This window comes from Streptomyces sp. DG2A-72, from assembly GCF_030499575.1.
In the GTDB taxonomy this organism is placed as follows: Bacteria; Actinomycetota; Actinomycetes; order Streptomycetales; family Streptomycetaceae; genus Streptomyces.
Genome location: NZ_JASTLC010000001.1, coordinates 448,720 through 466,302 on the forward strand (window position 1 = coordinate 448,720; position 17,583 = coordinate 466,302).

General features: G+C 69.9%; 17 protein-coding genes and 4 pseudogenes. 10 read left to right on the top strand and 11 right to left on the bottom strand.

What is annotated here, in order from left to right:
* Nucleotides 1–106 precede the first annotated feature (106 nt).
* Nucleotides 107–1,246, bottom strand: coding sequence for a Vms1/Ankzf1 family peptidyl-tRNA hydrolase (locus QQY66_RS02380; RefSeq protein WP_301977334.1), 1,140 nt, complete (start codon nt 1,244–1,246; stop codon nt 107–109).
* A gap of 324 nt (nt 1,247–1,570) precedes the next feature.
* On the opposite strand from QQY66_RS02380, the pseudogene QQY66_RS02385 reads away from it, so the two are divergent.
* Nucleotides 1,571–1,681, top strand: a pseudogene (locus tag QQY66_RS02385) (RNA-guided endonuclease TnpB family protein); the annotation flags it as partial.
* Between the two features lie 7 nt (nt 1,682–1,688).
* On the opposite strand, the gene QQY66_RS02390 reads toward QQY66_RS02385, so the two are convergent.
* The gene (locus QQY66_RS02390) at nt 1,689–1,985 is read right to left on the bottom strand and encodes a hypothetical protein (RefSeq protein ID WP_301977335.1); all 297 of its coding nucleotides are present in this window, start codon (nt 1,983–1,985) and stop codon (nt 1,689–1,691) included.
* A gap of 430 nt (nt 1,986–2,415) precedes the next feature.
* On the opposite strand from QQY66_RS02390, the pseudogene QQY66_RS02395 reads away from it, so the two are divergent.
* Nucleotides 2,416–2,955 (top strand): annotated as a pseudogene (locus QQY66_RS02395) (zinc-binding dehydrogenase); the annotation flags it as partial.
* Here the strand turns inward: QQY66_RS02395 and QQY66_RS02400 are convergent.
* From QQY66_RS02400 to QQY66_RS02410, 3 genes are all read right to left on the bottom strand, one after another.
* Nucleotides 2,948–3,262, bottom strand: a complete 315-nt coding sequence (locus QQY66_RS02400; RefSeq protein WP_301977336.1) for a hypothetical protein — start codon at nt 3,260–3,262, stop codon at nt 2,948–2,950. The pseudogene QQY66_RS02395 and the gene QQY66_RS02400 sit on opposite strands and share 8 nt — an antisense overlap.
* Before the next feature lie 641 nt (nt 3,263–3,903).
* Complete coding sequence (locus QQY66_RS02405; RefSeq protein WP_301977337.1) at nt 3,904–4,761, bottom strand: trans-aconitate 2-methyltransferase; 858 nt, start codon at nt 4,759–4,761, stop codon at nt 3,904–3,906.
* Between the two features lie 121 nt (nt 4,762–4,882).
* Nucleotides 4,883–5,491 (bottom strand): helix-turn-helix domain-containing protein, encoded by a 609-nt coding sequence (locus QQY66_RS02410; RefSeq protein ID WP_301977338.1) that lies wholly within the window; start codon nt 5,489–5,491, stop codon nt 4,883–4,885.
* Between the two features lie 98 nt (nt 5,492–5,589).
* Here QQY66_RS02410 and QQY66_RS02415 point away from each other — a divergent pair.
* From QQY66_RS02415 to QQY66_RS02435, 5 genes and pseudogenes are all read left to right on the top strand, one after another.
* Nucleotides 5,590–6,367: pseudogene (locus QQY66_RS02415) on the top strand (NAD(P)/FAD-dependent oxidoreductase).
* Nucleotides 6,368–6,462: 95 nt separating this feature from the next.
* Nucleotides 6,463–8,070 (top strand): MFS transporter, encoded by a 1,608-nt coding sequence (locus QQY66_RS02420; RefSeq protein ID WP_301977339.1) that lies wholly within the window; start codon nt 6,463–6,465, stop codon nt 8,068–8,070.
* 244 nt (nt 8,071–8,314) lie between these two features.
* Nucleotides 8,315–8,833: an adenylate kinase gene (locus tag QQY66_RS02425; RefSeq protein ID WP_301977340.1), complete on the top strand. Its 519-nt coding sequence runs from the start codon at nt 8,315–8,317 to the stop codon at nt 8,831–8,833.
* A 334-nt stretch (nt 8,834–9,167) separates the two neighbouring features.
* Nucleotides 9,168–9,308: a hypothetical protein gene (locus QQY66_RS02430; RefSeq protein ID WP_301977342.1), complete on the top strand. Its 141-nt coding sequence runs from the start codon at nt 9,168–9,170 to the stop codon at nt 9,306–9,308.
* 22 nt (nt 9,309–9,330) lie between these two features.
* Nucleotides 9,331–10,158, top strand: a complete 828-nt coding sequence (locus tag QQY66_RS02435) for an alpha/beta hydrolase family protein (RefSeq protein WP_301977343.1) — start codon at nt 9,331–9,333, stop codon at nt 10,156–10,158.
* 151 nt (nt 10,159–10,309) lie between these two features.
* On the opposite strand, the gene QQY66_RS02440 is transcribed toward QQY66_RS02435, so the two are convergent.
* The 6 genes and pseudogenes from QQY66_RS02440 to QQY66_RS02470 form a co-directional block, all read right to left on the bottom strand.
* On the bottom strand, nt 10,310–11,326 hold the full coding sequence (locus QQY66_RS02440) for a zinc-binding dehydrogenase (RefSeq protein ID WP_301977344.1): 1,017 nt from the start codon (nt 11,324–11,326) through the stop codon (nt 10,310–10,312).
* Between the two features lie 47 nt (nt 11,327–11,373).
* The gene (locus QQY66_RS02445; protein WP_301977345.1) at nt 11,374–11,739 is read right to left on the bottom strand and encodes a MerR family transcriptional regulator; all 366 of its coding nucleotides are present in this window, start codon (nt 11,737–11,739) and stop codon (nt 11,374–11,376) included.
* A 109-nt stretch (nt 11,740–11,848) separates the two neighbouring features.
* The gene (locus QQY66_RS02450) at nt 11,849–12,760 is read right to left on the bottom strand and encodes an SDR family NAD(P)-dependent oxidoreductase (RefSeq protein ID WP_367666958.1); all 912 of its coding nucleotides are present in this window, start codon (nt 12,758–12,760) and stop codon (nt 11,849–11,851) included.
* Between the two features lie 218 nt (nt 12,761–12,978).
* Complete coding sequence (locus tag QQY66_RS02460) at nt 12,979–13,629, bottom strand: TetR/AcrR family transcriptional regulator (protein ID WP_301987124.1); 651 nt, start codon at nt 13,627–13,629, stop codon at nt 12,979–12,981.
* Nucleotides 13,630–13,631: 2 nt separating this feature from the next.
* Nucleotides 13,632–13,796, bottom strand: a pseudogene (locus QQY66_RS02465) (cytochrome P450); the annotation flags it as partial.
* Nucleotides 13,797–13,850: 54 nt separating this feature from the next.
* Entirely contained in the window at nt 13,851–14,540 is a 690-nt protein-coding gene (locus QQY66_RS02470; protein ID WP_301977346.1) for a TetR/AcrR family transcriptional regulator, read from the bottom strand.
* Nucleotides 14,541–14,653: 113 nt separating this feature from the next.
* Here QQY66_RS02470 and QQY66_RS02475 point away from each other — a divergent pair, with 113 nt between their 5' ends.
* The 3 genes from QQY66_RS02475 to QQY66_RS02485 all read left to right on the top strand — a co-directional run bounded on the left by QQY66_RS02475 (nt 14,654) and on the right by QQY66_RS02485 (nt 17,438).
* Nucleotides 14,654–15,403: an SDR family oxidoreductase gene (locus QQY66_RS02475; RefSeq protein ID WP_301977347.1), complete on the top strand. Its 750-nt coding sequence runs from the start codon at nt 14,654–14,656 to the stop codon at nt 15,401–15,403.
* Nucleotides 15,404–15,476: 73 nt separating this feature from the next.
* Entirely contained in the window at nt 15,477–16,445 is a 969-nt protein-coding gene (locus QQY66_RS02480) for an SDR family oxidoreductase (RefSeq protein WP_301977348.1), read from the top strand.
* Between the two features lie 30 nt (nt 16,446–16,475).
* Nucleotides 16,476–17,438 carry an ATP-dependent DNA ligase gene (locus tag QQY66_RS02485; RefSeq protein ID WP_301987126.1) on the top strand — a complete coding sequence of 321 codons (963 nt, stop codon included), beginning with the start codon at nt 16,476–16,478 and terminating at the stop codon, nt 17,436–17,438.
* Nucleotides 17,439–17,583 lie beyond the last annotated feature (145 nt).

The window sequence follows — 17,583 nt, forward strand, 5'->3', positions numbered from 1 at the left end:
CACTCCGGCGAAAACCTGGCAGCAGGCGTTCCTTCCAGCTCATCGGCATGGTGTTCAACCGGGCTGAGTGCAGGTGGTCGCCGGTTCGCGCCGCGGGTGTCGGTGCTCAGCCCGCCGAGGCGTACGTCCACCGCAGCAGGGCGCCGAGGCCACCCGCCGGGACGTCCCTGCCCTCGCCGTCCGAAGGGGGAATGATCAGCACGTCGGCGGCGGTCACCGCTGCCGTCCGCAGCAGTGCGTCGTCGGCCCGCACCGGGAACGGATCGCCCTCACCCAGGATCCGCGCATCGGTGCGACGCACCGCCACTTGGTCGGGATCGTCACCCGCCCATGTCTCACGGGCCAGATCCGCCCCATCGGGACGAATCAGCAGCGTATCGATGCGGTGCTCCCTGACGGCTTCCACCAGGGCCGGGACGCCCTCCACCGCGTCCGTCGGCCCGTCGGTGCCGCTCCGTCCGGCACGGAACCGGTCGAGCGCCTCCTCGATGCGACGCCGGGTGTACTCCCGGCGGGCCTGCTCGACGGCCTCTTCCAGCGCGGGAGAGAAGGAGCCGGCGGCATGACCACCATGCTCCGTTTCCACCGTGACCTCCCGAACGGCCTCGGGCAGCTCGTCCCGCACGGCAGGCCGCTCGCGCGGGTCGCCGACCAGGACGACCAGGTCGGCGCCGGACTCCGCGTACGCCGAACTCAGCGCTTCGGCGATCTCACGGGCGTTGTGGTCCCAGGTGTTCTCGACCCTCAGCTGGAAATGCCGCTCCGACCAGTCCGCCGAGGCCGTACGGTGCACCGGCCAGTGCCGGCCCTCGACCTGCCCGGCGTCCTGCGGACCGGTCGCCCCGCGCAGTTCGAAGTCGGCGCCGGTCCGGTCGATGTAGGCCACCAGGCAGACCGGATCCTGAGCGGAGAGCTCCAGCAGCGGTGTGAGCCGGGGCAGGGCGGTCCAGCGGGCGATCTGCCGCTGCGGCGGCCGGGAGAGATTGAGGCTGAGCACCACCTCTCCTCCGGCGGCGAAGATCGCTCGGCCGGCCGGGGCGTCCGCGGGCCGGATGTTCGTCAGGGCCTCGCGCACCGCTTGCACGGTCGCCGCGTCGGCGCCTTCCTCCTCCAGGTTCCGACAGGCTTCCCGTACGGACAGCTCACGCCGCTTGGCCCCCGACTCGTCATTCTGAGCGGGGTCGAAGTACACGGTGGCCCATGGGCCACGACGGTCGAACAGTGGTCCCAGAAATGACAGCTGCACGATTCCTCCTCGTTCATCCCTGTTCCCGGGCCGAGTTCCCGGAGGACGAGGAGGGACACACACGGCAGCCGCACACCAGCCGCCAGCCGGAGTCAGGCGGTCACCTTTCCTGTCGTCGCGTCCGATACCGGTGAGGGCGTCGATCAGTTGGTCACGGCTCATCTTCGACCGACCGGGAATGTCCTGTTCCCCGGCCCGGGGATGCAGCTCGGCCTTGCTCAGCTGCTGCAGCTCGCTCTTCTTGTCCTTGTCCGCGGTGTTTGTGGAGGACGACTTCCTCCGCCGCGACCTCGTGCGGCGCCTCGGGAGGGGGCCCGTCGAGGCTTGCTGACCTACAAGACCGACCGCGACGGCGGCACCCTGCATAAGGTCCCCGCCCCGAAGACCTCCCTGCGTTGCTCCGCATGCGGCTTCATCGCCCCCGGCAGCCGGGAGGATCCAGTCACGTGAGCACTTCAAGAGGACGTACTCCCCTGGTCACCTCGGTCACCTCGAAGCCCTTGACGATGCCTCGCTCGGGACTTCCTTGCCGGTGCGCTCGTTGACGCACCGGTTCCTCGGTCACGCTGTACAGCCCGACGGGCGCGCTGACCAGCCCGAACGTGACCAGCCCGGCCCAGATCGCCCGCGCCATGACGCCCTCACCCATGCAAGACCACGTGGTCATCGACCAGTAGACCATCGCCTCGGCACTGGTGGTGCGGCGCTCGAAGTCACGCACCAGGCGACGGATACGCATCAGGTGGGCTAAGAGGCGCTCGTGTCTGGAGGCCCTGGAAGAGATAGGCGAGCAGGCGCCGGGAGGCAGCGAGGGCCGTTTCTCTCGGTAGTCCGGCGAGGCCGCTGTTGGCCAGGAGCAGGGGGGGTGATGTCGGCGGGGTCGAAGTCGTCGCACGGCTGTCCGATCTCGCGGGCACGCTGGACCAGCCGCGCCAGACCCTCTTCGGCGCAGTCGCGTTCGTGATCGTGATCGTGATTAAGGGCATCGGGGAACTGATCCAGGAATACGGAGGCGAAGCCTCGGTCGGTCACCTGTGTGGTGCACACCTTCTCCAGGAGTGCGTACAGGCCGTGCCCGGGATCAGGGTCGGCGAGAGCCTCATCGAAGGCTGCCACGCACAGGGCGAGTTGCTCGGCAAGGGTAGCGGTGGCAAGCGCGGTGCGGGTGGGAGAAGGCCGCCATCAAACCCGGTGAGCGACTCCTGGTGCGTGGTGGCAGCGGAGGCGTGGGCAGCGTCGCGGTGCAGATCGGCAAGCTCTTCGGTGCCCGCGTCGTCGCTCTCGCGGGTGCGAAGAACCTCGACTTCGTCCGCCGCCTGGGCGCCGACGAAGCACTCGATTACCGCACGACTCGCCTCTCTGACCTGGGCCGCTTCGACGTCATCGTCGACACCGCCGGCACGCAGCAGTCCCACTTCCGCCGCCTGCTGGCACCCGGCGGGCGCATGGTCGCCGTCACCGTCGACTTCAACGGGCCTCTCGTCAGCCTCGCCGCCATCCTCGCCTCGACCATCCACGGGAGCAGACGCATCCGCGTCTTCAGCGGCAACCCCGACACCGAGCTGCTGACCGAGATCACCCGCTACGCGGAGCACGGCGACATCGTCCCCGTCGTGGACACCGTCCACCCTCTCGACCGGATCGCCGATGCCCACCGGGCCCTGGAAGTCGGTGGCGCCCGCGGCAAGCACATCATCCAGATCACGTGAGGGGGCGAACACCGCCGCGGCCCCCGACTCTTCTACGTCGTCGGCGGCGCGCCGCGGCCGACCGGGCGGGCCCCGCAGCCGCACGGCCTGACTCCGGCTCAGCCCTCCTTCGGTGGCTGTCTGTCAACCGTTCTGCCTGGGCACGAAGTTGGTGCACTCCCTCGCCGGACTGGGAGAGCTGGCGGACGACGTCGTAGCGCATCGACTCGATGGCGTCGACCCGTCCCGCCAGGTTCTGGATGTTCTCCTCGATGGCCTGCTCGCCCTTGCCGTCGTTGTGCCAGACGGTGGCCGCTTCAGCACACATGGCCCGGGCGGCCTCCCAGTCGGCCTACTCCAGCGCACGGAGGTAGGTGAGGTCAGTTCTGGTAGGCCGTGTCGTGGACGAGGGCGCGCTCACCCAGGTCGACCGGGGCCAGGATGGCCTCGGTGCTGCGCGGCTAGGTCAGCCGCCCCACCTCTATACGGCGGCCCTGGGGCGCCGCCCGGTAGGTGCCGTCGAACACTGATGAGGGGTCGTAACTCGCCCCTGGGAGAAACCCAGCCGGCAGCCGGCAGGGACTTCCGCCGCGCCGTCGATCTGTACGCCGCCCCAGTGCGCGGCCGTCACGGTCAGAGACGACCATGGCCTTGCCGTTCGCTCCGGCGATCTCCTCCCGACGGCCTCTGGGCCACGCTTCGTACGCGGCAGGAACGCCGCTTGCGCTGCTGCTGCCTGCCGCATCCGCGCCGAAGGTGGACCTAGGTGCAGTCATGGGAGTGCTCCTTCCTCGCCGCCGTGAACGCTCCGCCGCGGGGCTCTCGCGGCGGATTGTGGTGTGCAGGAGGGCTGTGCGGGCTCTGTCGCCCGGTCAACCGGGCCACTGCCTCAGGCGTCATCGCTTGCGCCTGAGGCAAGGCATGGGGTGCTGAGCTGCCGCACGGGCAAACCCCGTCGCGGATGGCGCGTCAGTTGCGGCGCGCGGCCCAGACCGTGCGCTCGGTACGTACCGCGAGGTCATCCCGGTGCAGGATGCTGTGCGGGCTGCTGGTGTCGAGCAGTCGGTCGAGCGCGGCGAGGTCTTCCGCCGCAAGCCCCGCGGCGGCAGCGCTGCGGATGCGCCGCAGTGCGCTCAGGGCGTAGCGGCCGATCGCCGTATTGCGGGACCCGTCGATGTCGACTGCGAGGGTGAGGTCGCCTTCGACGGTGAATCCGGCGGCGCTCAGCATGGGTCCCCAGTCGGCGCCGCGGTGGGGTACGTGCTCGGCATGGAAGCGGTCGGTCACGGCGTGGGCGCGCTCTTCCAGTCCCGGTCGGTCTTCGGGTGCGGTTTCGGGCAGGAAGCGGGGGAAGCCGGCCAGCTCGACGACGGCGAACAGGCCGCCGGGTGCGAGCAGGTCGTGGACAGTGCGCAGGGCGTGGTCGGGGTCGGCCATGTGGTGCATCGAGGCCGATGCCCACACCAGGTCGGGTGTGCCGAGATCGGGCCAGGTGACGTCGTCGAGGTCTGCCTGCACCGTACGTACGCGGTCGTCATCACCGCGGGCACACGCCTTCTCCCACAGTCGCTGCAGATGTCCGGGCGAGGCGTCGACGGCTATGACGTGCGCCTCGGGGAAGCGGTCGAGGAGCGCGAAGGTGCCCGCTCCCGTGCCGGAAGCCAGGTCCAGGATCTGGTGCGGGCCGGTCTTCAGGGGCAGCCACTCGGTGATGGCGGCGATGTGCTCGGCGAGGACTTCCGCGTCCAGGTCGAGGATCTCCGCCTGCCCGCTGTCGGTGCCGCGTTGCTGGTGGTGGCCGTGGTGGGAGGTATGCGTATGGGTCATACCGCGACAGTAAGCCGCTCATGCGTTTTCAGCATGCCTGCTTGCGGATTACGCAAGGTGATGGCCTTGCGTGCTGCCAGGCGCGCAAGATGCGCCCCTGCGGGCTGGCCGGCGGCAGCGGCTAGGGGCAGGTGCCTTGCGGGTCACCGTCTCCGTTGTCAGGCTGATCGCCGGTGTCGCGATGTCCGCGGCGGGCGTCGCGGTCGAAGATGCCCATGATCTCGCAGGGGCCGCCGTCGGCGCCGATGGCGTGCGGCATCATCGTCGGGAACTCGGCCGCCTGGTTGGTCTCCATACGGAAGCGGCGGTGGCCCAGCATCAGGATCGCGGTGCCGGACAGCACGACAAGCCATTCCCGGCCCGGGTGGGCGCGCATGCGCGACGGGTTGTCCGGCGGCGGCTCGGTCAGCCGCTGACGCATGACGCTCATGCCGGGCTCGCCCTTGATCGGCCAGCGCATCAGGCCGTGGGCACCGTGGATCATGGGGCTGATGACGACATCGTCGGCGGCGTTCTCGACGAGCTGATCGAGGGTGGTGTCCAGGGCGCGGGCCAGGGTGACGAGCTGGTCCAGCGCGAGGCGGCGCCGGCCGTTCTCGATGCGGCTCAGCGAGGACTGGCTGAGGTGTGCGCGGCTGGCCAGTTCCTCCAGGGACAAGCCCTGTGCGACCCGTAGAGCGCGGATGCGTTTGCGTACGAGGCTGTCCAGCGCACCATCTTCTTGCGTCATAGGCAAGAGTATATGCCCTTGATGCAACTCTGGATTAACGTCAAAGCCAGATGGCCCGGACGGGCTGGGGCCGCGCACGACAGAAAGGGCGCGAGAAGATGTCCGTGCAGACTTCCGCGTACGCGAGTGACGCACTGCCGGGTGAGACCGTGGGCGCCGTGGTGATCGGCGGCGGCGCCGCGGGCCTGAACGGTGCGCTGGTGCTCGCCTGCTCCCGCCGGGAGCAGGTGCGCCGGTACGACAGCCGGGTCGTCTTCGGCGAGGTGGCCTCGGCTGAGCCCGCCGCCCCCTCGCCCGACGGGGATCTGCGTTTCACCATCACCCTGGCCGCCACGGCATGCCGTGCGGTGGTGGCCACCGGCCTGCGGGACGTGCTGCCCGACGTCCCCGGGCTCGCCGAACACTGGGGACACAGCGTCGCACACTGCCCGTACCGCCACGGCTGGGAGGTACGCGACGAGCCCATCGGCGTCCTCGCCACCGGCCCTGCATCCATCCACCACGCCCTGCTGTTCCGCCAGTTGACCGACGACCGCGTCTACTTCACCCGCAACACCGCACTCGACGAGGACACTCGCGCCAGCTTCACCGCCCGGGGAATCCGTGTCGTCGACATCCCCTGGAAGAGGTCGTGAAGGCCGATGACGGCCGTGTCGCGGGCGTGCGCCTGGCCGACAGGGCGTTCAGGCCCGCCGCGTTCTCACGGTCGCCATCCGGATGCAGGTCCGCACCGAGGGCCTGGACGGACTGAAGCTGCCGACTGACCTGACCACCCAGGCCGGCACCCTGGCCGCATCCCACATCAACGCCCTGCTGGCCACGGCCGACACCGACGCGGCCCTCGCCACGGCCGAGAGCGGTACCGCCACCGCCTGACGTCGGCAGCGCGCACCGCTGCTCCTTCCATCCGCATCCGGCGTCCGGGCAGGGTCCGACGCCGAACTCCCCCATGCCCTTTTTGAGAGGAATCCATGAGTACGAACCAGCCCGCACAGGGGGCCGCCGCCGTAGCCGGCGGCGAAGGCGGCGCACCGGACGCGCGTCAGCTGCGCACCATCCTGATCGCCGTCTCCATCGCGCTGATGGCCGTCATCGCGTCGGTGTCCGGGCTGAACGTCGCCCAGACCCACATGGCAGTCGAGTTCGGTGCCTCACAGAACACGGTTCTGTGGATCATCAACGTCTACACCCTGGCCCTGGCCGCCCTACTGCTGCCGCTCGGGGCAATCGGTGACCGACTGGGCCGAAAGCCCATGCTGGTCGCCGGACTTGGCATCTTCGGTGTCGCAAACGTCCTGGCGGGCCTGGCCCCGACCGCCGAGATCATGATCGCGGCCCGTGTGACCGGCGGTATCGGCGCCGCGATGATCATGCCGATCACCCTTGCCGTCATCACCTCCACCTTCCCCGAGGAGCAGCGCGGCAAGGCGATCGGCGTGTGGACCGGCGTCGCCGGAGGCGGCGGCATCCTGGGCATGTTCCTCTCCGCCCTCCTGGTCGATGTCGCGGACTGGCGCTGGCTGTTCGTGCTGCCGGTAGCCCTGGTCATCGTGGCCCTGGGCATGACACTGAAGTCGGTGCCCAACTCCCGTGAGCGCTCGGCCCATTCCTTCGACACCATCGGCGCGCTGGTCTCCACCGTCGCCGTCATCGGCCTCATCTTCGTCCTGCAGGAGGGACCGCATCGCGGCTGGACCGCCCCCGCGACGCTGATCAGCCTCACCGTCGGCGTCATCGCCGGCATAGTCTTCGTGGCCTGGGAGCTGCACCGCCGGGACGCATCCCTGCTGGACGTACGCCTGTTCCGTGAGCGCGGCCTGGGCGGCGGCTCCATCACGCTGCTTGTGGTCTTCGGTGTCCAGGCGGGCATCGCCGTGGTCCTGTTCCCGTTCTTCCAGGCGGTGCTCGGCTGGTCGGGTCTGCTGTCGACGGTGGCCATGATGCCGATGGCCGTCATGATGATGACGACCTCCGGCCTGGCCCCCAAGACTGCCGCCCGCATCGGCTCCCGCTCGACCATGGCCGTGGGCATCGCGCTGGCCGGTGTCGGCCTGGTGCTGATGGCGCTGTTCGTCTCCGTGGACGGCGGCTACCTGACCATCCTGCCGGGCATGCTCGCCATGGGCATCGGCATGGGCCTGTCCATGACGCCTTCCACCGAGGCCATCACCAGCTCGCTGCCGCGTGAGAAACAGGGCGTCGCCTCCGCACTCAACGACATCACCCGCGAATTCGGCACCGCGCTGGGCGTCGCCATGCTGGGCGCGCTCCTGTCCGCCGGCTACCGCAGCGCCATCGACGACAGGCTTAACGGCGTCCCCCAGGGGACCGCGGACACCGCCCGCGAAGGCATCGCCAACGCCGTCGAGGTCTCGGGCAGCACGGGCTCGCACGCGCAGCAGATCGTCCATGGCGCCCAGCAGTCCTTCGTCGACGGCTGGCAGCAGGCCATGTGGGCAGGCGTCGCCGTCATGGGCGCGCTGTTCGTCTACATCGCCCTGCGCGGCCCGAAGAACCCCGCCCCCGTGGCGGTGGACGAGGCCGCGGCCGCGGCCGCCGAGACGATCGCCGCCCGGTGATCGCGTAGGAAGCACAGGCCGGCTTGAACAGAGGGCCTCTTGGATTCATGGCAGGGCGGCGGCAGACAATGCCCGCCGCCGCCCTGCCCCGGCTCAGCGGCGCACGCGCCACAGTCACAACGCCCACCCCACCCCGCAGACCGAAAGCTGGGCCCCACGAAAACGTCGCCGTATTCGGTGAGCCGTGGTGGCAGGTGAGGAGCGCAGGAGCGTTCCTCCCAGGGCGCCGGCATAGGGTGCGCCCGTGGACCGGATCTTGGTAGCGGGTGTCACCGGTGCGGGCAAATCGACGCTCGCCCAAACCTTGAGCAGTCGTCTGGGCCTGCCCTACCACGAGATGGACGCGCTGTACTTCAACGGCCCCGACTGGGCCACCAACAGCAAGTTGACCGAAGACGTATCAAGGCTCACCGCCGAGCCTCGCTGGATCATCGACTCTCTCGGCTATCCGGAAGTCCGTGACCTGCTCTGGGACCGGGCCGACACCGTGATCTGGCTGGACTATCCCAAACGCATCATCATGCCCCGCGTACTGCGCCGGTCCTTCCGGCGCACCCTAAGACGCGAGGTCCTCTTCGGCGGCAACAGGGAAACCTGGACGGGCTGGCTGAGCCGGGAACACCCGGCGTGGTGGGCCTGGTCCCAACACGGGGACCGCCGCCGCGAAGTCGAGCACCCTGTCCGCGATCCCCGCTTCGCCCCTCTCGACACCCTCCGCTTCGGCCACCCCAATGACACGGCGGCCTGGCTGGCATCCCTGTGACCCGGTAGGCCAGGCAGCTGGGCCCTGCTTCGTCAACGGGCCGGCATCCAGCAAGAGCGGCGCTGATCCCGGTCACCACCCGGTGAGTCGGCGGCCGGCCAGTGCACCGGCCACGGCCAAGGAGCCGACCTGAGCCGCGAGGTCTGCCCCGGCAGAAGTCCGCACTGGTTGCTACCGATCTCGGGACCATCCGCTGTCCAGGCCTGGGCCGTCATCCGAAAGGTCCCTCCCCGGACCATGAGGCACTCGGCCCCGATGCCTCAGACAGTGCAACAGTTGTCAACAGCCGCCACCAAGCTGGTGCGTCAACGGCAAAGGAGGTGACACCCGAGTCATGAGCCAGGAGTTCTGGCGGACGATCCGGACGGCCTTCGAGAACGACAATTGGACCGCCCGCCTCGTCGTGATTCTCTTCACGACCAGCCACTCCGTGTCGCGGCCTGTAGCCGCAGTCCGCCACACCATCCATCCCTGAGCGGGAACGGCAGAATGCCCTTGTGCAAGGGCCGTTCACCGGAAGGCCGCTGCTGTCCAGGGCAGCCCCGACGACCCCGGACGGCTGGGGTGAGCGGCGGAAGCACCAGCGGTGGCCGGTGCTATTCCTGCTCCACGGCTGCTGCGACACGTATGACGGCTGGACCCGCGAAACCGATGTCGCGTCGCTGCCGCAGCTGCGCAACACACTGGTCGTCATGCCCGAGAGCGGACCGGCCGGGTGGTACCGCGACTGGTGGAACCACGGCAACGGCGGTTCGCCGGCGTGGGAGAGCTTCCACCTGCGCGAGCTGCGCCCGTTGCTGGAGCACGGCTATGGTGCCGGCCACCGCCGGGTGATCGCCGGGCTGTCCATGGGCGGCCTCGGCTCTCTGCTCTACGCCGCGCACCATCCCGGCATGTTCCGGGCAGCGGCGAGCTACAGCGGCGTGGTGCATCCCCTGTACGGCGACTTTCCGTACGGACTGATGGACTTGTTGACGGAGTTCGGCGAGGACCCGCTCGCCCTGTGGGGCGACCCGGTGGCCCAGCGCGCCATCTGGGAGGCGCACGACCCGTACTACCTCGCGAACCGGCTGCGTTCGATCCCCGTGTTCCTGTCGAGCGGCAACGGCACCGCCGGCCCGTTCGACCCGCCCGGTGCCCACGACGACCTCGAGGCACTGCTCAACGACATGAACCACGCTGTCGCCGGCCGACTGAAGGCCGCCGGAGTGCGGCTCACCACTGACTTCTACGGACCCGGCACCCACGACTGGCCCTATTGGGAGCGCGCACTGCACCGCTCCCTGCCCCTGCTGCTGCACGCCCTCCAGCCGGGCCGTGACTGAGCTGCTCCGTTACACCAGGTGCGGCTGAGCAGGCCAGTTGGTGGTGGCCGCGCCCTCGTGATGCCTACACAGCAGCAAGGCAATCGGAGGCCGGCCCGCGCACGCACGACCCTCGTGGGAGCGGGGCATATCGGTGAACCACCGGCGTTTCTCAGCGCCAGGGATCGAGGGCGTGTTTGCCAAGGGTCTGGCCCGCTTCGAGTTGCTGCAGCACCGTCGGCCCCTCGGCCAGGGGATGAACCCTTGGGGTGCCAGGCGGGTATACGCCTTGGGCGATGAGTGCCTCGAGTTCGACGAGCAACGATCGATAGATGGACGGGGCCGCGGCCGCCAGCGCACCGATGTGCAGGCCCTTGACCTGGACCTGGTGGGTGAAGACCAGGTCGTGCGTGCTGAGGCCGGCATCGCCGGAAGCGGCACCGAACACGACGACGCGACCGGTAAAGGGTTTGGTGACCGACAGGCTGACCTCGAACGTGGCACGTCCCACCGATTCAAGGACCAGGTCGACACCGCCGGTCAGACGGGTGATCGCCTCGGCCAGACCTGGGTGTGCGCGGTCCAGGACCTCGTCGGCGCCGAGCGCTCGGACGGCGTCGTGCTTGGCTGGTGACGCCGTGGCGATCACGTGCGCACCGTAGTGGCGGGCGAGGCGGACAGCGGCCTGCCCCACGCCTCCGGCGGCGGCATGAACGAGCACCACGTCACCTGACTTGATCTCGCCCAACGGCTTCAGCGCCGCCAAGGCGGTTGCCCAGTTCAGCACCAAGCCGAGGACTTCGGCTTCGCTCCAGCCGGAAGGGACAGCAAGCGCACCCGCGGCCAGCATCGTCATGTACTGCGCGAAGGCGCCCGGTCCAGTGCCCACGACGTGGGTGCCGAGTGGGAGCGGGCTCTCGATTCCCGGGCCGGCCTCCACAATCTCGCCGGCGGCTTCGAAACCCGCCACGTAGGGCGCCTGCGGACCTCCTCTGTAGCTGCCGTGGGTCTGCATCACGTCCGCGAAGTTGACCCCCGCCGCGCCCACTCGGATCAGGTACTCGCCGGACCCTGGGGCGGGGAGGCGGTGATCTGTCGTGAGGGTCAGATCCGTTGGTCCTCGGCGTGACCTCTGGACCAGTGCCCGTACCGTCTGCTCAGCGGTGTGCCGCTGCTCATCGATCTCCATGCACGGGACCGTAGAAGCCTCACACCGACGTCAAGGTCAAGTCGCGGTCATCGATCAGTCCGGCGAGCCTCTCGCAAGTAGGCGTCGAGTGCCGCCCGCTGATCGCTGAGACTGACGATGCGCGCGGCGAGGCGATCGCGATACCTCTGCACCTCCTGCAGGAATTCCGCGCACACCACCTCCACGTCAGCGTCAGCTCCGGCAGTGAGGTGGGGCAGGACTTCCTTGATCAACCGCACGGGCAGCCCGGACTCCAGCAGTGAGCGGATGACGCGGACCCGGTCGATGGTGGACCGGCAGTAGTCACGGTACCCATTGCCGCATCGACCAGGAACGATCAAGCCCTCGTCCTCGTAGTAGCGCAAAGACCTGGCACTCACGCCGCTGGCTCTGGACGCTTCGCTGATCTTCATGCCCGTACAACGTCTGGGCGTTCCGCGATCTTCCAGCGCTCCGCGCTCCAACGAAGCGAAGACCCCGCTCAGGCGTCAACAACGTTCGTGTCCCGTCCTGTTGCTCACGTCATGCGGTGTCTGCGGATCCACGCGGCCTGACCGCCGTCGACGAGCAGGTCGGTGCCGTTGACGTACAGCGAGTCCGGGCCGGTGAGGCAGGCCACCGCGGAGGCGATCTCCTGGGGTGTCCCGGACCGGCCCGTGCCGCAGGCCTCCAGCAGCTTGAGCATGTCCGCATGACTCGTGCACCACGCCGGCTCCAGGCGAGGGCGGCAGCCTCGACCCGCACATGGTTGGCCCGTTTGGAGAGGATGTACGCCTTGATCCCGTCGTCTCCGACAGCGGTGAGGAAGTCCAGTGCGAGGAGTTCCTCCGCAGGCGCCGTCGCCAGCACGGACTCCTGCTCCTCGCTGAGCGAGGCGTAGTGGCCGGCCATGCTGGAGACGCACACCATCGCGGTGCCCCGGACGGCCAGTTGCTCGAAGGCGTCCAGCACATGGGCCGTGCCGACCATGTTCACCTCGAGGATCGTGCGGGCGGAGGCGGTTGCCGCGGAGAGGCCCGCGGTGTGTACGACCGCTGTCAACCGCCCGGCGTCGGCGACGGCTTCGGCGAGCCGATGGACCGACGCCCGGTCACACACGTCCACGACCATGCCCTCGACCTCGTACCCCTCGGCACGCAACGCATCGACGGCGCGGCCGAGTTGGCCGCGTGAGGCCTCGGCGAGGAACACGATGCGGCCGCTGCCGAGCCGGCGTGCGACCGCCGTCCCCATGCCGCCCGCGCCGGTGACCACTACGACGTCACGATGCCTGCGCAGCAGTGCCACCGCCGCCCGGTCGAGCTGCACGCCGGCCGGCGCCGCCAGCACGGCATGCCGCCGGGCACTGGCGTTCAGGTAGGCGACACGGGTGAGGGCCCGCTCGATCTCGACCGCTTCCGGTGACGGGGCGACCGTCAGCGATAAGGGCGACATGCCGAGCACCCTCCCCTTCTGCTTGCCCGACTCAAGCATTCCATCCCCTGTTGCTTAACTCAAGTAATGCATACCTGCTTGCCTGACTCAGCAGAAGACCTGCGTACGCGCCGCACCGGCCGCAGCACTCGCCTTGCGCCGCATGCGACCGACCAGGAAGCTCACCGCGCTCAGCGTGCAGCGCTCGGCAGGCTGCGGTCTGTCGTCCGGGGGGACGGTCAGGGGCTCGGAGTCACGGGAGCCAGCCAGATGCCGACGACCGCGTCCGTGAGCCCGGTCGCGGCGTCGTTCCAACTGGCCCTCGGGGTGGGAGCGTTCTCGGCGAGCGCGCGCTCCCGTTCGGCGGAGACGTGCAGGATCAGATGGCGTGCCATGTCGCCGCGTTCAGCACGCACGTCGGCCGGCAGCTCGGGCAGACAGCTCCGCAGACCGTCGATGACCTGCCGCAATGTGGGCGAGCCGAGAGACTCCTCGATCATGATCTCGTACAGCGTGGGGTCGGTCATCACCTGGGCGCAGAAGCGGGCATACCAAGTGGGGCTGCCCAGGGCCGCGAGGTGTTCGGGCACGGGGCGCACCAGGCAGTCCACCCAGTCGCGTACGTCGGTGGAGTCGTCGATCCCGGCCAGCAGCCGGGACCGGATCTCCTCGATGCGCCCGTCGTGCTTGCGGACGATGGCGCGGATCAGGTCGGCCTTGGTGCCGAAGTGGTAGCCGACGGCGGCGTTGTTGCCCTGCCCGGCGGCCTCGCTGACCTGACGGTTGGACACCGCGTACACGCCACGCTCGGCGAACAGCCGCTCGGCCGCGGTCAGGATCAGCTCGCGGGTCGCGTTGACCTGTTCCGCACGTACCGCCCTACCTACCATGATCACCACTTCGCGGGGACTTCCCTCAGCCCTCCGACTGCCAGTCCCTCGAGCCGCCGCAGGTCCGCCGCGTCGACGGCGAGTTCCAAGGCCGGAAGCCTACGCAACAGCACGTCGATGACGGTTTGCAGCTCCGTGCGGGCCGACGCTTGGCCGAGGCAGGCATGGAGGGGCCTACCAGCCGGGGCTCGTGCAGCCGCCGCCCGCGGACCGCTGACGCGTCACTTCGCGGAGAGTTTCTCCAGCCACTGCTGAAGCAGCGCCGCCTCCGCCGGGGTCAGTTCCTGCGGCTGTTCGGCCCGCAAGCGGGCTGCGAGTGTGGCAGCCGCCACGGGCACGGCTCCGTCCTCACGGCGTACGGCCGAGTCGCCCGGGCGGGTCAGCGAGCCGATCACGGCGTCGCGCAACCGGGCCGAGAACTGTGGATCGGGGTACTGCTCGGGCCGGGTGAGCATCGACAGGGCGGCTCCGACGTTGGCCGACATGATCACCCGGGTCGCGAGGGCGGGCGGGACGGTCAGCCGTCCGGCCGCCGCGCACCGCTCCAGGATGCCGTGCAGCAGGTCGTGCGCCTCCTTGGCCGCGGCGGGCGGTGCGGTGAGTTCGGGTGAGTACATCAGGCGGTAGTGATTGGGGTGGTCCAGCGCGAACCGCATGTGATTGTCCCAGCCGCTCCGCAGGTCGGCGACCGGATCGTCGCTGGGGCGAGCCGCCCGCTTGGACGCGAGGTACTGCTCGAATCCCCGGTCGACCACCGCGGACAGCAGCCCGGCCTTGTCGCCGAAAAGCCGGTAGAGCATCGGCGCACCCACTCCGGCCGCCTCGCACACGGCGCGCGTCGAGACATCGGCGACCGTTGCGGCGGCGAGCAGTTCGGCAGCCGCTTCAAGGATCTTTTCCCTCGCATCCATGCGTTCACAGTACGCCATTCGTAGCATCGATACGAGTTTGGGGTTACCAACACTACGAGGCCATGTTATCGTCGATACGTAATCGACGTAGCACTGCTACGAAAGGACCCGTCATGACCACTCCGCAGCAGACAGACCAGCGCGTCGCGATCGTCACCGGCGCCTCGCGCGGCATCGGACGCCAGGTCGCCCAGCAGCTCGCCGCCGACGGATTCGCCGTCGTCGTCGGATACGCGGGCAACAAAGGCGCGGCCGAGGAGGCCGTGCACACCATCGAGGCTGCCGAGGGCACCGCCGTCGCCGCCCGCGCGGACGTCGCCGACGAGGCCGAGGTCGCCGCCATGTTCGACCTGGCGGAAGCCACGTACGGCGGCGTCGACGCGGTCGTGCACGCGGCCGGACGGATGGCCCTCTCCCCCGTCGCCGAGCTCGATCTCGACGAGCTGGACGCCCAGTACCGCACCAACGTCCGCGGCGCCTTCGTCGTCGACCAGCAGGCCGCGCGCCGACTGCGTCCTGGCGGTGCTCTCGTCAACTTCTCGACCTCGGTCGTCGGACTGCTCTTCCCGGGCTACGGCGCTTACGCCTCTGGCAAGGCCGCGGTCGAGGCCCTCACCCGGATCCTCGCCAGGGAGCTGCGCGGCCGTGACGTGACCGTCAACGCCGTCGCCCCCGGCCCCACCGCCACCGACCTGTTCCTCGACGGCAAGGACGAGGAGACCATCGCCCGCCTCGCCGCGCAGCCCCCACTGGAGCGCCTGGGCACACCCCAGGACATCGCCTCCGTCGTGTCCTTCCTGGCCAGCCCGGCCGGCCACTGGGTCAACGGACAGGTGCTGCGCGCCAACGGAGGCATCGTCTGACCCCCGCCGCCGTTTGCCGCCCAAGCCCATTGCCCCTGGCCCTTCCTCGCCCCTCACTGCCCAAGGACCCGTCATGAACGACAGCAAGGTAGTCCTCGTCACCGGCGCCTCCAGCGGCTTCGGCGCCCTCACCGTCCGCGCGCTCGCCCGTGGCGGCCACACCGTCTACGCGGGCATGCGCGCCCTCGGCACCCGCAACGCCCAGGCCGCCGCGGACCTCGCCGCCCACGCCGCCGAACACGGCGTCGACCTGCGGGCAGTGGAGCTGGACGTCGCCCGTCAGGACAGCGCGGACGCGGCCGTCGCCCGCGTCATCGAGGAGCAGGGCCGTCTCGACACCCTGGTCCACAACGCGGGGCACATGATGCTGGGCCCGGCCGAGGCCTTCACCCCCGAGCAGCTCGCCGCGGTCTACGACACCAACGTGCTCGGCACCCAGCGCGTCAACCGGGCGGCGCTGCCCCACCTGCGTCGCCAGGGCCAGGGGCACCTCGTGTGGATCGGCTCCTCCAGCACCCGCGGCGGCTGTCCGCCCTTCCTCGCCCCCTACTTCGCGGCCAAGGCGGCGATGGACGCCCTCGCCGTCAGCTACGCGGCCGAGCTCATACGGTTCGGGGTCGACACGACGATCGTGGTCCCCGGCGCCTTCACCTCCGGCACGAACCACTTCGCGCACGCCGGCTCCCCCGCCGACACCGACCGGGCCGCCGCCTACGACGCCTGCTACAAGCCGCTGATGGACGACGTCAACCTACGGCTCGCCGGGCTGATCCCACCGGACGCGGACGCTTCGGAGGTCGCCGACGCCGTCGTACGGGCCGTCGAACTGCCCGCGGGACGACGGCCGTTCCGGGTTCATGTCGATCCCAGCCGGGATGGCAGCGAGGTGGTCTCCGCGGTGGCCGACCGGATCCGGGCGGAGTTCTTCCACCGGGTGGGCCTCGCCGACCTGCTGACGCCCGCAAGCAGTCTGCAGGCAGCGCCGTTCAGGGGAAACCGGCGGGCGGGACGAGTGGCGGCGGGCGGGTCCGTCGACAACTGAGCCGTGACCACCCTGCCGCTGATCCCGCCCATGCTCGCCACGCCGGGCACCCTGCCGCCCGCCGCTCAGGACGCGCGCTGGGCCTACGAGACCAAGCAGGACGGGCAGCGTGTGGTGGTCTATCTCGCCGGGGACGGCAGCGTGGTGCTGCGCGCGCGGTCCGGGGAGGAGATCACCGGCGCCTACCCCGAACTGCGGCCGCTGGGCGGGGCGCTCGGCGTCACGCCGGCGGTGCTGGACGGGGAGATCCTGGCGCTGGACGAACACGGCCGGGCCGACTTCCAGCTGCTCCAGTCCCGGATGGGCCTGGCCCACGCGCCCGCCCGCGCGGCCCGTCTCGCTGCTCGAAGCCCGGTTCATCTCGTGCTGTTCGACGTGATGCACCTGGGAGGGCGCTCCCTGCTCCCTCTCTCCTATGCCCGGCGGCGCGGGGAGTTGGAGGCGCTGGGCCTTCAGGGACCGTTCTGGTCGACGCCCGCCGCGCTGGTCGGCCATGGCGAGCAGGCCCTGCGGGCCACGCGCGAGCACGGCCTGGAGGGGCTGGTCTGCAAGCGGCTCGACTCGGTGTACGAGCCCGGGGTGCGCTCCCGGTTCTGGATCAAGATCCGGAACACGCGCAGTGCGGACATCGTCGTCGGCGGCTGGGTGCCCGGCAAGGGCCGGCTCCTGACCTCGGGCCTGCCCGGCGCCGTCCTGGTCGGCCAGCGGGCCGCGGGCCGGCTGCGTTACGTCGGCAATGTGGGCACGGGCTGGAGCGAGCCCGAGCGGGAGCAGCTCGCCGGGCTGCTGCGGGCCGCCGCATCGGACGTCTGCCCCTTCGACCCCGTCCCGCAGGTGGCCGGCGCGCGCTGGGTCCGGCCCCGGCTGGTCGGCGAGGTCCGCTACAGCACCCGCACCAGGGCGGGGATGCTGCGCCAGCCGTCCTGGCTCCGGCTCAGGCCGGATCTCACACCGGAGGAGTCGGCGGCGGACCTACCTGACGAACCTGTGTGACACAGCGTCACCTCTTCCCATCTATTGGGCTGCGCTTCACCACTGGGACGCCTGTGACCTCTTGGCCGGAAGGGAGGAGTCCGGGATGCTGAACTCCCCTTTCCCCCACAGCCGTTGGGCTGCGCCCGAACCAAGAGGAGGACGC

Bases quoted from the DNA above. Each gene is read 5' to 3' on its own strand.
- QQY66_RS02390 (WP_301977335.1), bottom strand. From the start codon at position 1,985: ATGCGTATCCGTCGCCTGGTGCGTGACTTCGAGCGCCGCACCACCAGT.
- QQY66_RS02400 (WP_301977336.1), bottom strand. From the start codon at position 3,262: ATGTGTGCTGAAGCGGCCACCGTCTGGCACAACGACGGCAAGGGCGAG.
- QQY66_RS02405 (WP_301977337.1), bottom strand. From the start codon at position 4,761: ATGACCCATACGCATACCTCCCACCACGGCCACCACCAGCAACGCGGC.
- QQY66_RS02410 (WP_301977338.1), bottom strand. From the start codon at position 5,491: ATGACGCAAGAAGATGGTGCGCTGGACAGCCTCGTACGCAAACGCATC.
- QQY66_RS02420 (WP_301977339.1), top strand. From the start codon at position 6,463: ATGAGTACGAACCAGCCCGCACAGGGGGCCGCCGCCGTAGCCGGCGGC.
- QQY66_RS02430 (WP_301977342.1), top strand. From the start codon at position 9,168: ATGAGCCAGGAGTTCTGGCGGACGATCCGGACGGCCTTCGAGAACGAC.
- QQY66_RS02440 (WP_301977344.1), bottom strand. From the start codon at position 11,326: ATGGAGATCGATGAGCAGCGGCACACCGCTGAGCAGACGGTACGGGCA.
- QQY66_RS02445 (WP_301977345.1), bottom strand. From the start codon at position 11,739: ATGAAGATCAGCGAAGCGTCCAGAGCCAGCGGCGTGAGTGCCAGGTCT.
- QQY66_RS02450 (WP_367666958.1), bottom strand. From the start codon at position 12,760: ATGTCGCCCTTATCGCTGACGGTCGCCCCGTCACCGGAAGCGGTCGAG.
- QQY66_RS02460 (WP_301987124.1), bottom strand. From the start codon at position 13,629: ATGGTAGGTAGGGCGGTACGTGCGGAACAGGTCAACGCGACCCGCGAG.
- QQY66_RS02470 (WP_301977346.1), bottom strand. From the start codon at position 14,540: ATGGATGCGAGGGAAAAGATCCTTGAAGCGGCTGCCGAACTGCTCGCC.
- QQY66_RS02475 (WP_301977347.1), top strand. From the start codon at position 14,654: ATGACCACTCCGCAGCAGACAGACCAGCGCGTCGCGATCGTCACCGGC.
- QQY66_RS02480 (WP_301977348.1), top strand. From the start codon at position 15,477: ATGAACGACAGCAAGGTAGTCCTCGTCACCGGCGCCTCCAGCGGCTTC.
- QQY66_RS02485 (WP_301987126.1), top strand. From the start codon at position 16,476: ATGCTCGCCACGCCGGGCACCCTGCCGCCCGCCGCTCAGGACGCGCGC.